Annotated in this window: 15 protein-coding genes; 12 read left to right on the top strand and 3 right to left on the bottom strand. The window is 41.1% G+C overall.

Annotation, left to right across the window (positions count from 1 at the left end; all coding sequences use genetic code 11):
- Nucleotides 1-166: 166 nt before the first annotated feature.
- The 3 genes from ftsX to ftsY all read right to left on the bottom strand — a co-directional run bounded on the left by ftsX (nucleotide 167) and on the right by ftsY (nucleotide 4,332).
- Nucleotides 167-1,153: a permease-like cell division protein FtsX gene (ftsX, locus tag J5X91_RS13990; protein ID WP_058372451.1), complete on the bottom strand. Its 987-nt coding sequence runs from the start codon at nucleotides 1,151-1,153 to the stop codon at nucleotides 167-169.
- Nucleotides 1,150-1,827 carry a cell division ATP-binding protein FtsE gene (gene ftsE, locus J5X91_RS13985; protein ID WP_058372450.1) on the bottom strand — a complete coding sequence of 226 codons (678 nt, stop codon included), beginning with the start codon at nucleotides 1,825-1,827 and terminating at the stop codon, nucleotides 1,150-1,152. The genes ftsX and ftsE overlap by 4 nt, the downstream gene beginning before the upstream one ends.
- A gap of 234 nt (nucleotides 1,828-2,061) precedes the next feature.
- Nucleotides 2,062-4,332: a signal recognition particle-docking protein FtsY gene (gene ftsY / locus J5X91_RS13980; protein ID WP_208835040.1), complete on the bottom strand. Its 2,271-nt coding sequence runs from the start codon at nucleotides 4,330-4,332 to the stop codon at nucleotides 2,062-2,064.
- Nucleotides 4,333-4,539: 207 nt separating this feature from the next.
- Here ftsY and rsmD point away from each other — a divergent pair, with 207 nt between their 5' ends.
- The 12 genes from rsmD (at nucleotide 4,540) to J5X91_RS13920 (ending at nucleotide 19,393) form a co-directional block, all read left to right on the top strand.
- Nucleotides 4,540-5,145 (top strand): 16S rRNA (guanine(966)-N(2))-methyltransferase RsmD, encoded by a 606-nt coding sequence (gene rsmD, locus J5X91_RS13975; protein WP_208835039.1) that lies wholly within the window; start codon nucleotides 4,540-4,542, stop codon nucleotides 5,143-5,145.
- A gap of 145 nt (nucleotides 5,146-5,290) precedes the next feature.
- On the top strand, nucleotides 5,291-5,506 hold the full coding sequence (gene rpsU / locus J5X91_RS13970) for a 30S ribosomal protein S21 (protein WP_002957797.1): 216 nt from the start codon (nucleotides 5,291-5,293) through the stop codon (nucleotides 5,504-5,506).
- A gap of 19 nt (nucleotides 5,507-5,525) precedes the next feature.
- Nucleotides 5,526-5,972: a GatB/YqeY domain-containing protein gene (locus J5X91_RS13965; protein WP_041454325.1), complete on the top strand. Its 447-nt coding sequence runs from the start codon at nucleotides 5,526-5,528 to the stop codon at nucleotides 5,970-5,972.
- A gap of 225 nt (nucleotides 5,973-6,197) precedes the next feature.
- On the top strand, nucleotides 6,198-7,949 hold the full coding sequence (gene dnaG / locus J5X91_RS13960) for a DNA primase (RefSeq protein ID WP_011327062.1): 1,752 nt from the start codon (nucleotides 6,198-6,200) through the stop codon (nucleotides 7,947-7,949).
- A gap of 125 nt (nucleotides 7,950-8,074) precedes the next feature.
- A complete protein-coding gene (gene rpoD, locus J5X91_RS13955; RefSeq protein WP_011327061.1) occupies nucleotides 8,075-9,922 on the top strand; it encodes an RNA polymerase sigma factor RpoD in 1,848 nt (615 codons plus the stop codon).
- Between the two features lie 81 nt (nucleotides 9,923-10,003).
- Nucleotides 10,004-10,885, top strand: a complete 882-nt coding sequence (prmA, locus tag J5X91_RS13950; RefSeq protein ID WP_089367657.1) for a 50S ribosomal protein L11 methyltransferase — start codon at nucleotides 10,004-10,006, stop codon at nucleotides 10,883-10,885.
- Nucleotides 10,886-11,165: 280 nt separating this feature from the next.
- A complete protein-coding gene (dusB, locus tag J5X91_RS13945; RefSeq protein WP_172459251.1) occupies nucleotides 11,166-12,137 on the top strand; it encodes a tRNA dihydrouridine synthase DusB in 972 nt (323 codons plus the stop codon).
- A 19-nt stretch (nucleotides 12,138-12,156) separates the two neighbouring features.
- A complete protein-coding gene (fis, locus tag J5X91_RS13940; protein WP_011327058.1) occupies nucleotides 12,157-12,447 on the top strand; it encodes a DNA-binding transcriptional regulator Fis in 291 nt (96 codons plus the stop codon).
- A gap of 474 nt (nucleotides 12,448-12,921) precedes the next feature.
- Nucleotides 12,922-14,508 (top strand): bifunctional phosphoribosylaminoimidazolecarboxamide formyltransferase/IMP cyclohydrolase, encoded by a 1,587-nt coding sequence (purH, locus tag J5X91_RS13935; RefSeq protein ID WP_208835038.1) that lies wholly within the window; start codon nucleotides 12,922-12,924, stop codon nucleotides 14,506-14,508.
- A 103-nt stretch (nucleotides 14,509-14,611) separates the two neighbouring features.
- Complete coding sequence (locus J5X91_RS13930; protein ID WP_208835041.1) at nucleotides 14,612-15,436, top strand: class I SAM-dependent methyltransferase; 825 nt, start codon at nucleotides 14,612-14,614, stop codon at nucleotides 15,434-15,436.
- Nucleotides 15,437-15,451: 15 nt separating this feature from the next.
- Complete coding sequence (gene purD, locus J5X91_RS13925; protein WP_011327055.1) at nucleotides 15,452-16,741, top strand: phosphoribosylamine--glycine ligase; 1,290 nt, start codon at nucleotides 15,452-15,454, stop codon at nucleotides 16,739-16,741.
- Between the two features lie 111 nt (nucleotides 16,742-16,852).
- On the top strand, nucleotides 16,853-19,393 hold the full coding sequence (locus J5X91_RS13920; protein WP_208835037.1) for an EAL domain-containing protein: 2,541 nt from the start codon (nucleotides 16,853-16,855) through the stop codon (nucleotides 19,391-19,393).
- Nucleotides 19,394-19,415 lie beyond the last annotated feature (22 nt).

The following is a 19,415-nucleotide window of genomic DNA, read 5'->3' as shown; positions in this document are numbered from 1 at the left end:
GTTGGAAATGCGGCTGCTGATACAATTCGAAAATACATTCAAGAGCAGGGCTAACTATTCCGATTCATCCCATCGACGCCGCTTCGCGTCGATCAATGGGTTTTCTCGGAAAATTTCGATAAAAACTGCTTTAAAAAGAATAATATAAAAGTGTGACCATTTTATGTCAGACTTTATCTGGCTCAATTTCTTTTATATAACGATTAACCGATAAGTACGAACCAATAAATCCTAAGCTAGTAGCAAGCAGTACCAGCGAGCCAAATTCTTTTAAGGTTAAACCAATTAAAGAAAAACTAGTTTGGTAAACACTTGCCACACTGCTAACGGCAGTTGATAGCCACCACATCATTAGCGCTACACATATAAACGCAAATAATCCGCCTATAACGCCATACCATATCCCGGTCCATAAAAAGGGGGCGTGAATAAAAGTATTAGTAGCGCCTACCAGCTTCATTACTTGTATTTCTTCTTTCTTATCCATAATAGATAAACGAATAGTGTTACCTATTATTAGCGTTACCGAGGTAAGCAGTAGCAGCGCAATAGTAATAACACTTTCTTTTAATAAGCTTAGCAATGCATTTAGACGCTCTAGCCAAGCAATGTCGAGCTTGCCAAAATCAACTTCTCGCTCACTTTCAAGCTTAGTTAAAAGTACTTTTGCGGCATTAGGTTGTCTGTGTCGCGACGTTGGTATAACGAGCACAACATCGGGTAACGGATTGCTATTTAAATAGCTTAGCGCCTGACCAAATCCAGATACTTGCTTAAACTCTTGCAGAGCTTGCTGCTTTGAAATAAAGGTCACGCTTTCTACTTCTGGGTAGAGTGCTAAGCGCTTTACTAAGGTTTGGGTTTCTTGCTCGCTCATGCTTTCTTTTACGAACAAAGAAATTTCGCTGGCCTCTTCAAAGCCACTGCTTACCTGTTGCACATTTTTAACCACTAAGTATAAGCTAGCTGGCAAGGTTAAGCTCAAACCCAGTACTGCAATAGTCATTAACGACGCTAGAGGTGTACGCCACATTTCACCTAAGCTATGTACGCCTTGGCGAAAAATATTAATAATAAAAAAATAACCGCCAGCAAATACTGATTTTTTTTGTTTATCGTTACTATTTTGACGACTTTTAAAAAGTAAACTCATAATGCGCCCTCGGCTAACGGATCTTGAATCATACGACCATCTTTTAGGGTTAAGCTGCGATACTTCATCCGGGCCACTAATCCTAGATCGTGGGTAGCAATAAGTACGGTTGTTCCATGGTTATTAAACTCTTCAAAAAGACGTAATATTTCCATTGAAAGCTCAGGATCTAGGTTACCCGTAGGTTCATCTGCTAATAATATTGGCGGGGAGTTAACAATTGCGCGGGCAATACCCACACGCTGCTGCTCGCCACCAGAGAGCATAGATGGGTGGCATTTAATTTTATCAATCAAGCCAACCTTATCAAGTGCGCCATGCACACGCTTTGCAATTTGTTTATGGTGTGTGCCTTCAATGATCAAGGGCAGTGCTACGTTATCAAATATAGTGTAGCGCTCTAATAAGCGGTGGTTTTGAAATATAATGCCGATGTCGCGACGGGCATAAGGAATTTGCCGTGAGTTTACCTTGTTTAAATCTATACCGTTAATAAACACACTTCCAGCAGAAGGGCGTTCCATTAGGCTAATTAGTTTTAACAGCGTACTTTTACCCGCGCCACTGTGGCCGGTTAAAAACGCGAGTTCACCAGGCTTAATATGAAAGTTAACTTTTTCAAGAGCACGATGCCCGCCTGGATAGGTTTTACTTACTTGCTGAAAATTTATCATTTTTTATTATGCCAACACTATTAAGTATCAATAAAGCTGGTATTCCTCGCAATTAAAAAGGGAGCAAGCTCCCTCTTTTGGTAAATAAAAGTTCCACCTTTTAAAGGTGTGTTATAAACCACACCTACAGAACCGGAAAATCAAAGTACAAACATTACCATTTGGGTGAAGCTTTCACTTTATGAGCGTCGCGCTGATCACTTTTCAACGCTTGTACTAATAGCTTGCTAAGCTTTAAGCGTCGTCTTCATCTTGGCTAAATAGCGCATCAATAAAGTCATCGCTTTTAAAGGCACGTAAATCATCAATACTTTCACCCACACCAATATAACGAATTGGAATGTTAAACTTATCTGCTACCGCAAAAATAACACCGCCTTTTGCCGTGCCATCTAGTTTTGAAAGAGTAATACCGGTTAAACCAACGCATTGATTAAACAAGTTTACCTGGCTAATCGCATTTTGCCCTGTGCCTGCATCAATAGTTAACATTACTTCGTGCGGCGCGTCAGGATCAATTTTTTTCATCACTCGCGCTATTTTTTCAAGCTCTTGCATTAAGTTGTCTTTATTTTGCAAGCGCCCTGCTGTATCTGCGATTAATACGTCAACGTTACGCGCTTTTGCCGCTTGAAAAGCATCAAAAATAACAGACGCACTGTCAGCACCAGTATGCTGTGCAATAACAGGAATACTATTACGTTCGCCCCATACTTGTAGTTGCTCAACCGCTGCGGCTCTAAATGTATCACCCGCAGCAAGCATGACCGACTTGCCTTCGCTTTGAAATTGCTTAGCCAATTTACCAATGGTCGTCGTTTTACCTACACCGTTAACACCTACCATTAATATAACAAATGGTTTTTTATCGGCTGGAATAACCAACGGCTGCTCTGCAGTTTTAAGCATTACGGCCATTTCTTGTTTCATTAGCTCATAAAGTGCGTCACCGTCTTTTAATTGCTTACGGTTTGCCGCATCAGTTAGGCGGTCTATTAACTTCATGGTGGTATCAACGCCTAAATCGGCGGTGAGTAATTGCGTTTCTAGTTCTTCAAATAAATCATCGTCTATTTTTTTACCGCTAAATATGGAAACAAAACCAGAACCAATATTAACGCGAGTTTTTAATAAACCTTTTTTAAGGCGAGAGAAAAAACCTTCTTTTTTAGGTTTCTCTACTTTTTGAGCTGCTTCGCTTGCAAGTTCATCTGCAATACGCTGCTGCTCTAAGCGCTCAGCCTCTGCTTGTTCAGCTGCAACACGCGCTTGTTCTAAACGCTCAGCTTCTGCTTGCTCTGCTGCAATACGTACTTGCTCTAAACGTTCAGCTTCTGCTTGCTCTGCTGCAATTCGTGCTTGCTCTAAACGCTCAGCTTCTGCTTGTTCAGCTGCAATACGCTGTTGTTCTAATCGCTCAGCTTCTGCTTGCTCTGCTGCAATTCGTGCTTGTTCTAAACGCTCAGCTTCTGCTTGCTCTGCTGCAATACGTACTTGCTCTAAACGTTCAGCTTCTGCTTGCTCTGCTGCAATTCGTGCTTGCTCTAAACGCTCAGTTTCTGCTTGTTCAGCTGCAATACGCTGTTGTTCTAATCGCTCAGCTTCTGCTTGCTCTGCTGCAATTCGTGCTTGTTCTAAACGCTCAGCTTCTGCTTGCTCTGCTGCAATACGTTGCTGTTCTAATCGCTCAGCTTCTGCTTGCTCTGCTGCAATACGTTGCTGTTCTAAACGCTCAGCTTCTGCTTGCTCTGCTGCAATACGTTGCTGTTCTAATCGCTCAGCTTCTGCTTGCTCTGCTGCAATACGTTGCTGTTCTAATCGCTCAGCTTCTGCTTGCTCTGCTGCAATACGTACTTGCTCTAAGCGTTCAGCTTCAGCCTTTTCCGCTGCTGCTTTTTCTTGATCAAGGCGCATCTGCGCTTCTTGCTCTGCTAAACGCTGCTGTTGCTCTAACTGTAATGCATGAGCATCGGCTTGCTGTTTTGCGAGTAACTCAGCATTGGCTTTTTCAATCGCTAGCTTTTCGGCTTGCTCTCTCTGTGCTTGCTCGGCTGCAAGCTTTTGCTGCTCTAAATTCTCAGCTTCAGCTTGCTCTGCTACAATACGTGCTTGATCTAAACGCTCAGCCTCTGCTTGTTCTGCTGCTGCTTTTTCTTGCTCAAGGCGCATCTGCGCTTCTTGCTCTGCTAAACGCTGCTGTTGCTCTAGCTGTAATGCATGAGCATCGGCTTGCTGTTTTGCGAGTAACTCAGCATTGGCTTTTTCAATCGCTAGCTTTTCGGCTTGCTCTTTTTGGACTTGCTCCGCTGCTATTTTTTCTGCAGCCTCTTGCTCCGCTTTTTCAGCGACCAGTCGCTGTTGCTCTAAATGCTCTGCTTCAGCTTTTTCTGCTGCTAAGCGCGCTTGCTGTTGGTTATCGGCCTCTTGGGCACTTTGTTCCGCTTGTTGTTTTTTATCTGACTTACCAAAACCTAACCAAGACAGTAATTTACTTTTTTTTGCCATACTTGCTAATAACCACTTATAAAATTCTGATAAACTAACGATAATAATAGTATGTGCGTTAACTGCTATTTTAAACTGTTTAAAGGCACAATCTATTGTCTAGGATGCTTATAGTACCACTTTTAGCGCAGTTGAAAAATGACACGCTATGATATGATTGCAATATTATCTGAGCTAGATAGCAGATACCAATTTTTAGTGAGCTAAATGAGAAAAAAAACAACGCAAAATAAAGTAACTAGCAAATCCAGCGATGGCTTTATTAGAGTGATCAGTGGCCAATTTAGAGGCCGAAAGCTGCCCGTCAAAGACGTACAAGGGCTGCGCCCAACAACTGATCGTATAAAAGAAACAGTGTTTAATTGGTTAATGCAAGATACCCGAGAGGCAAATGTGCTCGACTGTTTTGCCGGTTCTGGCGGTTTAGGTTTTGAGGCACTGTCGCGATTTGCTAAAAGCGCTACTTTTGTTGAACTTGACGCTGCCGCAGCAAAGCAAATTGAGCTAAACATTAGTACTTTAAAGCTGCAAAACGCACACGTAAAACATACCAATACACTGGCATTTTTAGAGCAAATTAATAGTAATGAGCCATTTAATCTAGCTTTTGTTGACCCGCCATTTCGTAAAAACTTGGCACAATCGAGCGCTGATTTACTAGAAAACAACCAATGGCTAAGCAGTGACGCTTTAATTTACATTGAGGTGGAAAGCGAGTTAAGCACCTTTACTGCACCAATCAACTGGTTGTTAATTAAAGAAAAAAAGGCTGGGCAAGTTTTTTGTCGTTTGTATCAACGCCAAGTAAATTAACACTGTTTTAGATGCCAGCTTTCTGTTAATATTATCCTTTACATGTGGTGTTGCTTCGGATTACAATACCGCACCATTTTTGAACCACTTGATCAATGTTTGATCAACTTGAGCAACGCTCATAATTTAGGTAGGTGAATTTTTAATGCCAGTAATTAAAGTAAGAGAGAACGAACCGTTTGACGTAGCACTTCGTCGCTTCAAGCGTTCATGTGAAAAAGCAGGAATCCTTTCAGAAGTTCGTCGTCGCGAGCACTATGAAAAACCAACAGCTGAGCGTAAGCGTAAAAAAGCTGCTGCAGTAAAACGTCACATGAAAAAACTTTCTCGTGATAACGCACGTCGCGTTAAATTATACTAATATATTAGGTCTTGTATAAATGAGCCTTTTAATAACGCTAAAAGATGCGCAAAAAGATGCGATGAGAGCCAAAGACAAATTACGTCTTAACCCTATTCGCATGGTACTTGCTGAAGTCATGAAACGTGAAAAAGACGAGCAAATAACACTAGACGACGCAGGTATTACCTCCGTTATAGTGAAGCTTGTTAAACAACGTCGTGACTCTTACACTCAGTACAAAGATGCTGGGCGTGATGATTTAGCTGATATTGAAGCCAATGAAATAGTAGCACTTGAAACTTTCTTACCTCAAAAATTGAGTGAAGAAGAAATAATTGCTCTCATTGATGCGGCTATTGCTGACACTAACGCAGCAGGTATGCAAGACATGGGTAAAGTAATGGGTATAATCAAAAGCAAAGCTGAAGGTCGCGCCGATATGGGCAAAATCTCTGGTTTAATTAAGCAACGATTAACAGCCTAGTACTCCCACATACATTAAGTATGATTGAAGTAAACCGAGCCTAGAGCTCGGTTTCTTTGTTTTTGTATCCGATTTGTGTTCAAATCTACAAACGTGCTATTTGCACCCGCCCTATTTAATAGCAATTAATATATGCGTATAAAATCGCTTGGTTTTATTTGTAGGGTTATAAATTTAATCTCGCTTTCATTGTTATTCTAATTATCTCAGGACGTTATTTTACTAATGGCTGGAAAGATCCCACGTAATTTTATAGATGACTTGCTTGCCAGAACCGATATTGTCGACCTGATAGACTCAAAAGTCGGTCTTAAAAAAGCCGGTAAAGACTACCAAGCTTGCTGCCCTTTCCATAACGAAAAATCGCCTTCGTTCACCGTCTCCCAAGATAAACAGTTTTATCACTGCTTTGGCTGTGGCGTTAACGGTAATGCTATTTCGTTTGTTATGGAATACGAAAAACTTGAGTTTGTTGATGCTATTGAAGAGCTTGCAAGTTTACTTAATTTAGAAGTTCCCCGTGAGCAAGGTAGCGGCTCTGCACCTGAGCGTACTGCAGCGCAAAAACGCTCTGATTACGATTTAATGCTCCATACTGCAAGGTTTTATCAACACCAGTTAAAGCACCATAGTAATTCTGCCGCTGTTATTGAATACGTTAAAGGCCGGGGCTTAAGCGGCGAAATAGTTAAAAAGTTCATGATAGGTTATGCACCAAGTGAATGGGATGGTTTGTGCCTACAACTTGGCCGTAACAAAGAACAAAAAGAGCAATTGGTAGAGCTAAAACTCGCCTCAGAAAAAACACCTGGCAGACAGTTTGACTTTTTTCGCGATCGATTAATGTTCCCTATTCGCGATAAACGTGGCCGCGTAGTTGCCTTTGGTGGGCGCGTAATGCAAGCCGATCAAGGCCCTAAATATTTAAACTCGCCAGAGACACGTATTTTTCATAAAGGCTTTGAACTCTATGGTTTATATGAAGCTAAACAAGCACACAAAAAGCTCGACCATGTACTGATTGTTGAAGGCTATATGGATGTGGTGGCGCTGGCAGAGCAAGGTATTGAATATGCCGTTGCAGCACTTGGGACAGCAACAACCAGTGAGCATATGCACACTCTATTTAGAACAACAGATAAAGTAATTTGTTGTTACGATGGTGACCGTGCAGGGCGTGATGCAGCTTGGCGTGCGCTCGAAAACGCACTGCCTTATTTAAATGATGGTAAAGCATTAAACTTTGTATTTTTACCCGACGGCGAAGACCCCGACTCCTTAGTACAAGCCGAAGGTAAAGATAAGTTTGAACAAAGATTAAATGCAGCCGATGATTTCACTAAAGTGTTATTCAATAAGCTCAGCCTAGAAATAGATTTAACACTTGATTCGGGTAAAGCCAAGTTACTTAGTGCCGCATTACCATTAATTGAAAAAATTCCTAGTGAGTTTTATCAAGAAAATATTCTTGAGCAACTCGGGCGATTAATTGGCCGTACTCGTGAGCAACTCAATAATCGCTTAAAAACACCTAAGCAACAGCATTCAATTGAGCGAAAATTTAAAATAACCCCCATGCGCCAAGCAATCGGTATTTTAATTCAACACCCGCAAATGGCGAAAAGCGTGCCCTATTTGCCCGATTTAGCACAAATGAATATTGCCGGCATTGGTTTGCTACTGCGCTTACAACATCAAGCGTTGCAAAAAGAAGATGTTACCACAGCGCAGTTGCTCGAATTTTTTAGAGGCACTGACGATTATGACCCGCTAACTAAGCTGGCAACGTGGCAACATCAAATAAATGAAGAGCGTTTAGAGACTGTTTTTCAAAATACTTTTAAATTTATTGAAGATCAGTGTTTAAATTATCGACTAGAGACCCTATTAATAAAGGATAAGACGCAAGGTCTAAATAGCGATGAAAGACTTGAATGTCATTTGTTAATGACAGCGTTAAAAGCGACTAACAGCTAGTCAAATTTGATTTAAACTGTTATACTACGCTATTCACTGCGTCACATTATTCTAGTTTAGCTTTAAGGCAAACTACATGATGGCGCCTGTTGTATCAACTTATCAGAGTGGAAGAAAAAATCTCTATGGATCCAACTCCTCAGTCACAATTAAAACTTCTGATTCTAAAAGGTAAAGAGCAAGGCTACTTAACTTTTGCAGAAGTAAATGATCACCTTCCACAAGATATTATAGACTCAGATCAAGTAGAAGATATCATTAGCATGATTAATGACATGGGTATCAAGGTTAGCGAAAACGCGCCAGATGCCGATGAACTAATGATGCAAGAAACAACGACAGACGAAGACGCAGCTGAAGCTGCCGCTGCAGCCCTTGCGACCGTAGAAAAAGAGATCGGCCGCACAACGGATCCGGTACGCATGTACATGCGTGAAATGGGTACTGTTGAACTTCTGACCCGTGAAGGCGAAATTGTAATCGCTAAGCGTATTGAAGAAGGCATTAACCAAGTACAAATTTCGGTTGCTGAATACCCTGAAGCAATTACTTACCTACTCGAGCAGTGGGATAAGTTTGAAGCAGAAGAAATGCGCCTTAGCGATATTATCGTTGGCTTTATTGATCCTAATGAAGACACAGCGCCAATTTCGGCAACTAATATTGGTTCAGAATTAAGTGCAAAACAACTTAATGACGACGATAAAGACGATGACGACAGCGACGAAGATGATGAAGACGAAGAAGAAGTAGACACAGGACCAGATCCTGAAGAAGCACGTGTTCATTTTGAAAATTTACGTGATTTATATAATAAAGCACGTGAAACGTTTGAAGCTAAAGGTCGCTCGCACCCAGATTCTCTTGCCGCTATATTTGAAATTGGTGAGTTATTCAAAACCTTTAAATTAATACCTAAGCAATTTGATCGCATGGTTAATAACATGCGTGAAATGATGGACAGAGTTCGCGTTCAAGAACGTCTTATCATGAAACAAGCAGTACAAATTGCTAAGTTACCAAAGAAAACGTTTGTTAAGCACTTTGCTAATAACGAAACGGATGCTACTTGGGTTGATTTAGAAATTGCAGCTAACGAAAAGTACTCGGCAAAACTTGAAGAAGTTAAGCCTGAGATCATTCGTAGTCTTAATAAATTACGTGTTATTGAAAGTAGCACTGGCTTAAATATTGAGCGTATAAAAGACATAAACCGTCGTATGAGTATTGGTGAAGCTAAAGCTCGCCGTGCGAAAAAAGAGATGGTTGAAGCTAACTTACGTTTGGTAATTTCAATTGCTAAAAAATATACAAACCGTGGTTTACAGTTCTTGGATTTAATTCAAGAAGGTAATATTGGTTTGATGAAAGCCGTTGATAAGTTTGAATATCGCCGTGGTTATAAGTTTTCGACTTATGCTACATGGTGGATACGCCAAGCAATTACGCGCTCTATTGCTGACCAAGCAAGAACGATCCGTATTCCGGTACATATGATTGAAACGATTAATAAACTTAACCGTATTTCACGTCAAATGTTACAAGAAATGGGCCGTGAGCCAAATCCAGAAGAATTAGCTGAACGCATGATGATGCCTGAAGACAAAGTTCGTAAGGTACTTAAAATTGCTAAAGAGCCAATTTCGATGGAAACACCGATTGGTGATGATGAAGATTCGCATTTAGGTGACTTTATCGAAGATACGACCATTGATTCGCCAATTGATTCGGCAACTATGGAGTCGCTTCGTGGCGCAACTAACGACGTACTTGCTGGCCTAACAGCCCGTGAAGCTAAAGTACTGCGTATGCGTTTTGGTATTGATATGAATACCGACCACACCTTAGAAGAAGTAGGTAAGCAGTTTGACGTAACACGTGAACGTATTCGTCAAATAGAAGCAAAGGCGCTGCGTAAATTACGTCACCCTTCTCGCTCTGATTTACTGAAAAGCTTTTTAGACGCTAAATAATAAGCGGCTAATACATATTAAAACTAAAAAGGCCGCTCTTGCGGCCTTTTTTCTATTTACCCCCTTTATCTGGAAATAAACATGGCTTGGATCCAAATTCGTATTAACGCCAACGCTGATAACGCTGATTTAATTAGTGATCTACTAGTTGAAGCTGGTAGTGCATCGGTTACTTTTATTGACGCCAAAGACACGCCTATCTATGAGCCTAAAATAGGCACTGTGCAATTTTGGGCCGATACTACGGTAATAGGCTTATTTGATGCTAATCACGATATGGATAGCGTTGTAGCGCTGTTAAACGCAGATAAATCAGTTGCGCAAAATCTAACATATAAAATAGAACAACTTGAAGACAAAGATTGGGAACGTGAGTGGATGGATAACTTTCACCCAATCCAATTTGGCGAAAGACTTTGGATTTGCCCAAGCTGGCGCGACATACCGGATCCTGATGCAGTAAACGTATTACTCGACCCAGGCCTTGCATTTGGTACCGGCACTCACGCTACTACCGCATTGTGTTTAAAATGGCTAGAAAGCCAAGATTTAACCGGTAAAACCGTGGTTGATTTTGGTTGTGGCTCGGGCATTTTGGGCATTGCTGCTATTAAACTTGGCGCAGAGCGCATGATTGGTATAGATATAGACCCGCAAGCACTAGAAGCGAGCTTAGATAATGCTAACCGTAATGGTGTTGCCGACAAATTAGAAGTATACCTGCCAGAAAACCAACCTGAATTTAGTGCCGATATAGTCGTTGCTAATATTTTAGCGCAACCGTTACGTGAACTACATAGTGTTATTTTAGGGTTATTAAAACCCGGTGGAAAAATAGCTATGTCGGGAATTTTAACCGAGCAAGCGCAATCGGTTGCCGATGTTTATGCCCCCTTTATTGAGCTGGACGACATTGCTATTGAAGGTGATTGGACCCGTGTGAGTGGCACTAAAAAAGCATAAGCACTGCCCAACGCTATTTAGAGCTTTTACTTAAAACAAGCATCTGAAGCCTGTATTTAACAGGCTTTACCATTTATTTACAAAATAAAATTTATCTCTATTTTATACTAAAAATAAAAGCTGCTTAAATTTCAAACAAATAAACCGCTTTGTCATACGGTTATCAAATGTCAATACGAAAAGGGCAAAAAAAAGTTACTTTTGTTCAATTTATAGCCTTTGATTTTTGCTAAAAAAACCGTAAACTTAGCGCCCCTTGAAAAGAGGCCTATTGAATATAGTGCGTATCGGTAAATACCAACTTGAGAATAACGTAATTGTCGCGCCTATGGCCGGTATTACAGATAGACCATTTAGACAACTTTGTCGCCGCTTAGGTGCGGGGCTTGCTGTGTCTGAAATGTTATCATCGAATCCTGATGTTTGGAAAACCGAAAAATCGATGAACCGTATGGATCACAGCGGTGAGTCGGGAATACGCGCGGTGCAAATTGCAGGAGCTGATCCTGAACTTATGGCACAGGCCGCACAATTCAATGTTGCTAATGGTGCACAAATCATAGATATCAATATGGGGTGCCCAGCAAAAAAAGTGAACAAGAAACTCGCTGGCTCTGCTTTATTACAGTTTCCTGAACTTGTGGAAGAGATTATTGATGCAGTCGTTAATGCTGTTGATATACCTGTAACACTTAAAATCCGTACTGGATGGGATCTGGATAACCGTAATGGTGTAGAGATTGCGAGAATAGCTGAACGTTATGGCATAGCGTCACTTGCCGTACATGGGCGCACACGCGCATGTATGTACAAGGGTGAAGCTGAGTACGCCACGATTAGGGACATTAAACGTTCGGTGTCGATTCCTGTGGTTGCAAACGGTGATATTACATCACCAGAAAAAGCAAAGCAGGTATTAGATTATACGGGTGCAGATGCCATTATGATTGGCCGAGCCGCCCAAGGTCGCCCTTGGATATTTAGGGAGATAGACCACTATTTGCGAACCGGAGAGCATTTACAGCCACCTGCTATTGCAGAGGTGCGCAGTATTTTAATGGAGCATTTAACTAATCTCCATACGTTTTACGGTGAGCCAATGGGAGCGCGAATTGCTCGTAAGCATGTATCTTGGTATTTGCAAACCCATGACCGTGATGGTCAGTTTAGGCGAGTATTTAATACGATCGACAACCCACTTACACAAGTTGACGTATTAGAGCAATACTTTAAAACACTAGCAGCTAACTAAGAAAGAAAGAGATTAAATAATGTTCGAACAAAACGTGACTTCTCCATTTATCACTAACCCTCATGTTCAGGCACACGAGAAACCGCAGCCATTACGTGACGCAGTAAAGAAAGCTGTTCACCACTATTTAAAGCAGCTTAACGGTCAAGATGTGCAAGACGTTTACGACCTTGTTCTTTCAGAGCTAGAAGCGCCATTACTGGAAGAAGTAATGACGTATACACGTGGCAACCAAACACGTGCAGCAATTTTACTAGGTATCAACCGTGGTACTTTACGTAAAAAGCTTAAAAAATACGGCATGAACTAATACTTTTTGTATTGACTGGTAAGCACGCATACTAAGCCAATACATAGGGTATAAATTAATAACCATTTATGGCCATTAATTTATATAAAAGCACCCTCGGGTGCTTTTTTTATGCCTGCTATTTCACCTGCTCTCCAGCTAGTAAACCTATCTCAAGCAGCTATTTTCAACGCACTGAGTAAGTTATTTAATAAGCTAGAATACTCATGTTTTTAATTGGTTGGCATCACTAAGCGTTAGTATTATTCATGCAGATTAGCGTTGCCTTTTAAGCCAAATTTAGGTTACGCACTCAATTATGCTAGTAATAAATGCATAACATAAGGTTTTACCTTGGTTAATCCATAAGGAGCTGCATTATTGCTACAAGTGCTAATTGCAAAATGCTCACCCTTAATAAGTCGTTTTTTGAGTTGTTATCAGTTAAAATGCCCGCTTCTAAGCTAGCTCATAAACTGAGGAAATCAAACTACAATGGATACACATCGTCCCATTCGTCGCGCACTATTAAGTGTGTCTGATAAAACCGGTATAGTTGAATTTGCCCGCGCATTAGAAGCGCAAGGTGTTGATATTTTGTCAACTGGCGGTACCTGTAAACTACTTGCTGATAACGGCATAAAAGTCACTGAAGTATCAGACCACACAGGTCACCCAGAAATCATGGATGGCCGTGTAAAAACACTTCATCCAAAAATTCACGGCGGCATTTTAGCGCGTCGCGGACAAGATGAAAGCGTAATGGCAGATAACAACATTTCTGCTATCGACATTGTTGTAGTTAACTTATACCCCTTTGCGAATACTGTCGCTCAAGAAAACTGCAGCCTTGAAGATGCTATTGAAAACATAGATATTGGCGGCCCGACTATGGTTCGCGCAGCGGCTAAAAACCATAAAGACGTTACTATTGTGGTAAACGCCAGCGACTACGACCGCGTGATCAGCGAAATGCAAAGCAACAAGGGTTCTACTACCTATAAAACCCGTTTTGACCTTGCTATAGCAGCCTACGAGCACACCGCTCAGTACGATGGCATGATTGCTAATTACTTCGGTAAAATGGTTCCTGACTACACAGAGGAAGCCGCCGAAGACACTAAATTCCCACGCACTATCAATATGCAGTTCACTAAAAAGCAAGATATGCGCTACGGCGAAAACTCGCATCAAGACGCGGCTTTTTATGTTGAAAACGACATTGTTGAAGCTTCAGTAGCAACAGCAACTCAGCTGCAAGGTAAAGCGTTATCTTTCAACAACATTGCTGATACTGATGCAGCGCTTGAATGTGTTAAAGAGTTTGACGTACCAGCCTGTGTAATCGTAAAACATGCAAACCCATGTGGCGTGTCTATCGGTAGCAATATTCTTGAAGCATACGAACGTGCTTTTAAAACCGATCCTACATCGGCATTTGGTGGCATTATTGCCTTTAACCAGGAGTTAGATGCAGCAACCGCAGAAGCGATTGTTGAACGTCAATTTGTGGAAGTAATTATTGCTCCTAGCGTATCTGATGCTGCAGCAAAAATTGTTTCGGCTAAACAAAACGTACGTTTATTAGTATGTGGACAGTGGACAGATAAAGCCGCAGGCCAAGACATTAAACGCGTTAATGGCGGTATTTTAGTGCAAGACCGCGACTTAGGCATGGTAACGCAAGGCGATTTAAAAGTTGTATCTAAGCGTCAACCTACTGAGCAAGAGCTTAAAGACTTATTATTTTGCTGGAAAGTAGCTAAGTTTGTTAAATCTAACGCCATTGTATATGCCCGTGACGGTATGACAATCGGTGTAGGCGCAGGCCAAATGAGCCGCGTTTACTCGGCTAAAATTGCCGGTATTAAAGCAGCAGATGAAAACCTTGAAGTTAAAGGTTCAGTTATGGCATCGGATGCATTCTTCCCGTTTCGTGATGGTATTGACGCAGCTGCAGCCGCTGGTATAACGGCAGTTATTCAGCCAGGTGGCTCAATGCGTGATGCAGAAGTAATTGCCGCAGCAGACGAAGCTGGCATGGCAATGGTACTTACTGGTATGCGCCACTTCCGCCACTAATCACTTATAGAGCTAAACACTGAAGTTTGAGTTTAGCTCTGTTTGTTTGCAATCAATTAACGTATTCTGATTGTTCATTAAACTAACAGTGAAGAATAAAATGATGAAATTTGTTTTAAAATCTATACTTGTCGCCACTATTGCGCTTAGCTCTGCAGCAAGCTTGGCTCATAACCACAGTGAAAACTCATTAATTGCTAATGCACTTAATGATGAGCAACGCGCTACTAAAAACAGTGAGCGTGACGAGTTTCGTCACCCAGCACAAACGCTGGCATTTTTTGGCTTAAAGCCAAATATGAGCGTGGTAGAAATATCGCCCGGTGGTGGTTGGTACAGCGAAATTTTAGCGCCTGTACTCAAAGATAATGGCAAATTTTACGCCGCGCATTTTCCAAAAAATGCGACTGGCTTTTATCAGCGTTCTCGCTCTGAGTTTGAACAAAAAGTAACGCAAGACCCACGCTTTAGTAAGGTAATAGTAACTGAGTTTGCTCCTGTTACTCACACCGAACTTGCCCCTGCAAATAGTGCCGATATGGTACTTACCTTTAGAAATGTGCATAACTGGTATATGGGTAAAAATAAAGACGGCGCGCTTAGTGCGTTTAAATCTTTTTATACCGCGCTCAAACCAGGTGGCACCTTAGGTGTAGTAGAGCATAGGTTGCCTGAAGCACGCGCTGATGACGATCAAAAAAGCAGTGGTTACATGAAGCAAAGCTACGTAATTGAAATAGCTAAACAAGCTGGGTTTGAATTAGTTGCTAGTAGTGAAATAAATGCTAACCCAAAAGATACAGCCGATCACCCTAAAGGGGTATGGACGCTACCACCAAGCTTACGTTTAGGCGAGCAAGATGCCGATAAATATAAAGCCATTGGTGAAAGTGACCGTATGACGCTGAAATTTAAAAAACCGCTTTAAATAGGAATTTTCGCCATGAATGTTTTAGTCATTGGCAGCGGCGGCCGCGAACACGCTCTTGCGTTTAAAGCCGCTCAAAACACCAAAGTAAACACCGTATTTGTAGCACCAGGTAATGCGGGTACAGCACTTGAGCCAAAACTTGAGAACGTTGCAATAAATGTTGACGACTTAGACGGTTTACTACAGTTTGCACAACAAAATAATGTTGAGCTTACTATTGTAGGCCCAGAGATCCCGCTTGTGTTAGGTGTGGTTGATAAGTTTCGTGAACACGGCTTAGCTATATTTGGCCCAACAGCTGGCGCAGCTCAGCTTGAAGGCTCAAAGTCGTTTACTAAAGACTTTTTAGCGCGTCACAATATCCCTAGTGGCGATTACCAAACCTTTGAACAGGTTGCCCCTGCCCTTGCTTATTTAAAAGAAAAAGGCGCACCAATTGTAATCAAAGCAGATGGTTTAGCCGCAGGTAAAGGCGTTATTGTTGCAATGACTGAAGCCGAGGCTGAAGATGCTATTCGTGACATGCTTGCGGGTAATGCTTTTGGTGATGCAGGTAGCCGCGTAGTTATCGAAGAGTTTTTAGAAGGTGAAGAAGCGTCTTTCATAGTGATGGTAGATGGCAAAAACGTATTACCGTTTGCCACAAGCCAAGATCATAAACGCGCTTACAATGGCGATGCTGGCCCTAACACTGGCGGTATGGGTGCTTATTCACCTGCACCAGTGGTTACCGATGAAATTCATCAGCGTATTATGAACGAAGTGATTTACCCAACGGTAGAGGGCATGGCGAGCGAAGGCCATCCGTACACAGGCTTTTTATACGCTGGCTTAATGATAGATACCGATGGCACGCCAAAAGTAATTGAGTATAACTGTCGTTTTGGCGACCCTGAAACTCAACCTATGATGCTACGTTTGCAATCAGATTTAGTCGAGCTAATTGAAGCGGCTAATCGTGTTGAACTAGATAAAACCACCATTGAGTTTGATCCACGTGCAGCCGTTGGTGTAGTACTAGCCGCTAAAGGCTATCCTGGTGATTATCCTAAAGGCGATGTTATATCGGGTTTACAGGTTGACTACCCTGCTGGCGAAAAAGTATTTCATGCTGGTACTAAACAAAACGGTAATGACGTAGTAACTGCGGGCGGACGTGTATTATGTGCCACTGCACTGGGTAATACCGTAACCGAAGCGCAGCAACGCGCTTACGAGCTAATAAAGCAACTCAGCTGGGATGGCATGGAATATCGTACTGATATTGCATATCGCGCTATTGCGAGAGAGCAAAATAGTTAAATATAACCTCTTGGTTAATATTACTATTAAATGTAAACATCAAAAGCGCAGCTTGTCTGCGCTTTTTTAGTGCTACACTATTTGAAAGGACTTAAAAAAGCACAGCATAATTTGGAACTTAAAACGTTACGTTATCATGCGCTAGCCGCAGCAATACTTGTATTAATATTTTTTATAATTAATACCTTGGTATCAAACCTGATAACGCCTGCCCGTTACACAATAGATAAAATTGCCCCTATCTATTTAAATTATGCTTATTACATTGATAGCAGTAAACAACTCAGCTTTGACGAACTAATGGCTCAACCAGAGCGCTTAATTGCTCAGCCTTTTTCTAAAATACCATGGAGTTTTACTGCACAAAATTATTGGTTATTTATTGATTTAAAAAATAAAAATCTAAAAAGTGAAGACCTTGTTGCCCACTTTGACAACCCTATGGTTGATCACCTAACTATTTATCAACTAAATGATAAGAAACAGTTACTACATACATATAACTTGGGTGACAAAGAGCAAAATCTCTCGTTATTTCAATACAGCGTACCCCATATTCGCTTTACCTTAAAGGGGCAAGCAACCCAGCACTTAGTCATTAAAATAGATACTGGCGGTATAAGTAAAACGCCGGTTAGTTTATATCGCAATAAAGAGTTTGTTGACCTAGTACGCTCGCAAACCGGTATTTGGGGCATATTTGTTGGGGTATTAATCATGGCAGCGCTGTATAACTTAGTACTCTATTTTGGCATTAAAGACCGCGTGTACTTAGTTTACATTGGCTATATTATTAGCGCCATAGTGCTAATGGGAGCAGTATTAGGGTTTGGCTTTTATTTATGGCCAACCCCTTGGCAATTGTTTATTCATGAAAGAGTTGTGTTTGCCAATTACGCCATCGCTTTTTTCACCCTGGCCTTTTGTACACTATTTTTACGCTACCACAAGGATAACTGCTGGCGTTATAAATTAAGTGTAAGACTACTTTCGCTGATGTTTATACTTGCAGTAAGTAGTTTATTTATACCAGAAAATATAGCCGCCCCCATCTTTTTTGTAATAATGGCCGCGCTGTATATTGTGTGTATTATTTTAATTTATAATAAACTGCGTAGCGGTTTTAGATGGACAAAGTATTACGTACTCTCTTGGGTGCCATTAATACTTGGTGCTGCTATTCAACCTTTAGAGTTAACCGGCGTAATTTCCTACAGTTTTACTACTCGCCATGCTTTTCTAGTCGCTATACTATGCGAAATAGTACTAATGGCGATGGCACTTGCCGATAGAGTTCGCTACCAAAGAGCGCGCGCTTTATATCATGCCACCCACACACAGCAAACCAAACTACTCAACAGTGCCAAATTAAAGCAAGCATTTATGATGCTACAAACGCAGCAGCGTCGCGCTATTTTATGTTTAGTTAAAATACGCCACTTCAACTCGCTCAATACTATTATTACTCCAGCACAAGGCTACACGCTAATCAGGCATGTCGCCGATAAATTGGCATTGCAACTGAGTTATGAGCGTGAGTTTATCGACCTTGATAACGACCTCAGCGCCATTACACAATTTTCCGACTTAGGTAGCGGTATATTTTCCTTTATTTCTACCAAAATCCAAAGCCAAGTTATGCTTGAAGAGCGGTTAACCAAAGTACTTGCTGGATTACCAAAACAGTACGAAATAAAAGGCCTCAACTTGCAGCTTAACTACTCTACTGGTTTTAGTTACTTAAATAAAAATGACGACTTTGATTACTGGTTACAGCATGGTTATTTAGCACTTGAAAATGCCAAAAACAGCATTAATAAAGTAAGCTCATCGGTGCATGGTAAACAACAAGTGATGGATGTGGCTTTGGCCGCAAAGCTGCAACAAGCAATTAAAACCAATAAACTGGCGTTATATTATCAAGCGCAACTTAACTTTAGTACAAATAAAGTAAACGGCGCCGAGGCGCTATTGCGTTGGCCCGATCCGCCCTTTAAAAGCATTTCAATTGAGAAATTAATAATTTTAGCTGAACATACCGGTATTATTAACGAGCTTACTTTGTGGGTTATTGAACAAGCTTGCCAAGATATTATTAGGTTCACCCAAAATGGGCACCCTGGGCATACTGTTAGTGTAAATTTAAGCGCTAAAAATTTAACCATCAATAATTTAGCCGAAAAAGTAGAAAACATTTTAATTAAGTACCAGGTTCCTGCGCATCTACTTAAATTTGAGCTGACAGAATCAGCCTTTGTAGAGAGCCAGGAGACGCTTATTAAATTAGTAGAGCAACTGAACACCTTGGGAGTTAAAGTAGTACTTGATGACTTTGGTACAGGCTACGCGTCACTTAGTTATCTAGTTAACTTTCACTTTAGTGAATTAAAAATAGATAAATCGTTCGTGCTTGATTTACCCAATAATCATACTCATCAAGTTATCGTGAAAACAGCGATAGATATGGCGCACAACCTAGGTTTATCAATCACTATTGAAGGGGTAGAAACGCAAGAGGTTCACGACTTACTTAAAGGTATGAACGCCGATCACGCACAAGGATATCTTTACGCCAAACCACTCGCGTATGACGATTATTTACTATACTTAAACAGCCAATATAATTTAAAAATGTTAGACTCCCCTTTTTAACATCTTTAGGGGCCAAGTAAAG

Source organism: Pseudoalteromonas sp. K222D, assembly GCF_017653575.1.
GTDB lineage: Bacteria > Pseudomonadota > Gammaproteobacteria > Enterobacterales > Alteromonadaceae > Pseudoalteromonas > Pseudoalteromonas nigrifaciens.
The sequence above is the reverse complement of the archived record's forward strand: the minus strand, read 5'-3'. Positions and strand labels throughout refer to the sequence as shown.

Excerpts from the sequence above, each read along its gene's own strand:
- ftsX (WP_058372451.1), bottom strand. The coding sequence starts at position 1,153 with ATGAGTTTACTTTTTAAAAGTCGTCAAAATAGTAACGATAAACAAAAA.
- ftsE (WP_058372450.1), bottom strand. The coding sequence starts at position 1,827 with ATGATAAATTTTCAGCAAGTAAGTAAAACCTATCCAGGCGGGCATCGT.
- ftsY (WP_208835040.1), bottom strand. The coding sequence starts at position 4,332 with ATGGCAAAAAAAAGTAAATTACTGTCTTGGTTAGGTTTTGGTAAGTCA.
- rsmD (WP_208835039.1), top strand. The coding sequence starts at position 4,540 with ATGAGAAAAAAAACAACGCAAAATAAAGTAACTAGCAAATCCAGCGAT.
- rpsU (WP_002957797.1), top strand. The coding sequence starts at position 5,291 with ATGCCAGTAATTAAAGTAAGAGAGAACGAACCGTTTGACGTAGCACTT.
- J5X91_RS13965 (WP_041454325.1), top strand. The coding sequence starts at position 5,526 with ATGAGCCTTTTAATAACGCTAAAAGATGCGCAAAAAGATGCGATGAGA.
- dnaG (WP_011327062.1), top strand. The coding sequence starts at position 6,198 with ATGGCTGGAAAGATCCCACGTAATTTTATAGATGACTTGCTTGCCAGA.
- rpoD (WP_011327061.1), top strand. The coding sequence starts at position 8,075 with ATGGATCCAACTCCTCAGTCACAATTAAAACTTCTGATTCTAAAAGGT.
- prmA (WP_089367657.1), top strand. The coding sequence starts at position 10,004 with ATGGCTTGGATCCAAATTCGTATTAACGCCAACGCTGATAACGCTGAT.
- fis (WP_011327058.1), top strand. The coding sequence starts at position 12,157 with ATGTTCGAACAAAACGTGACTTCTCCATTTATCACTAACCCTCATGTT.
- purH (WP_208835038.1), top strand. The coding sequence starts at position 12,922 with ATGGATACACATCGTCCCATTCGTCGCGCACTATTAAGTGTGTCTGAT.
- J5X91_RS13930 (WP_208835041.1), top strand. The coding sequence starts at position 14,612 with ATGAAATTTGTTTTAAAATCTATACTTGTCGCCACTATTGCGCTTAGC.
- purD (WP_011327055.1), top strand. The coding sequence starts at position 15,452 with ATGAATGTTTTAGTCATTGGCAGCGGCGGCCGCGAACACGCTCTTGCG.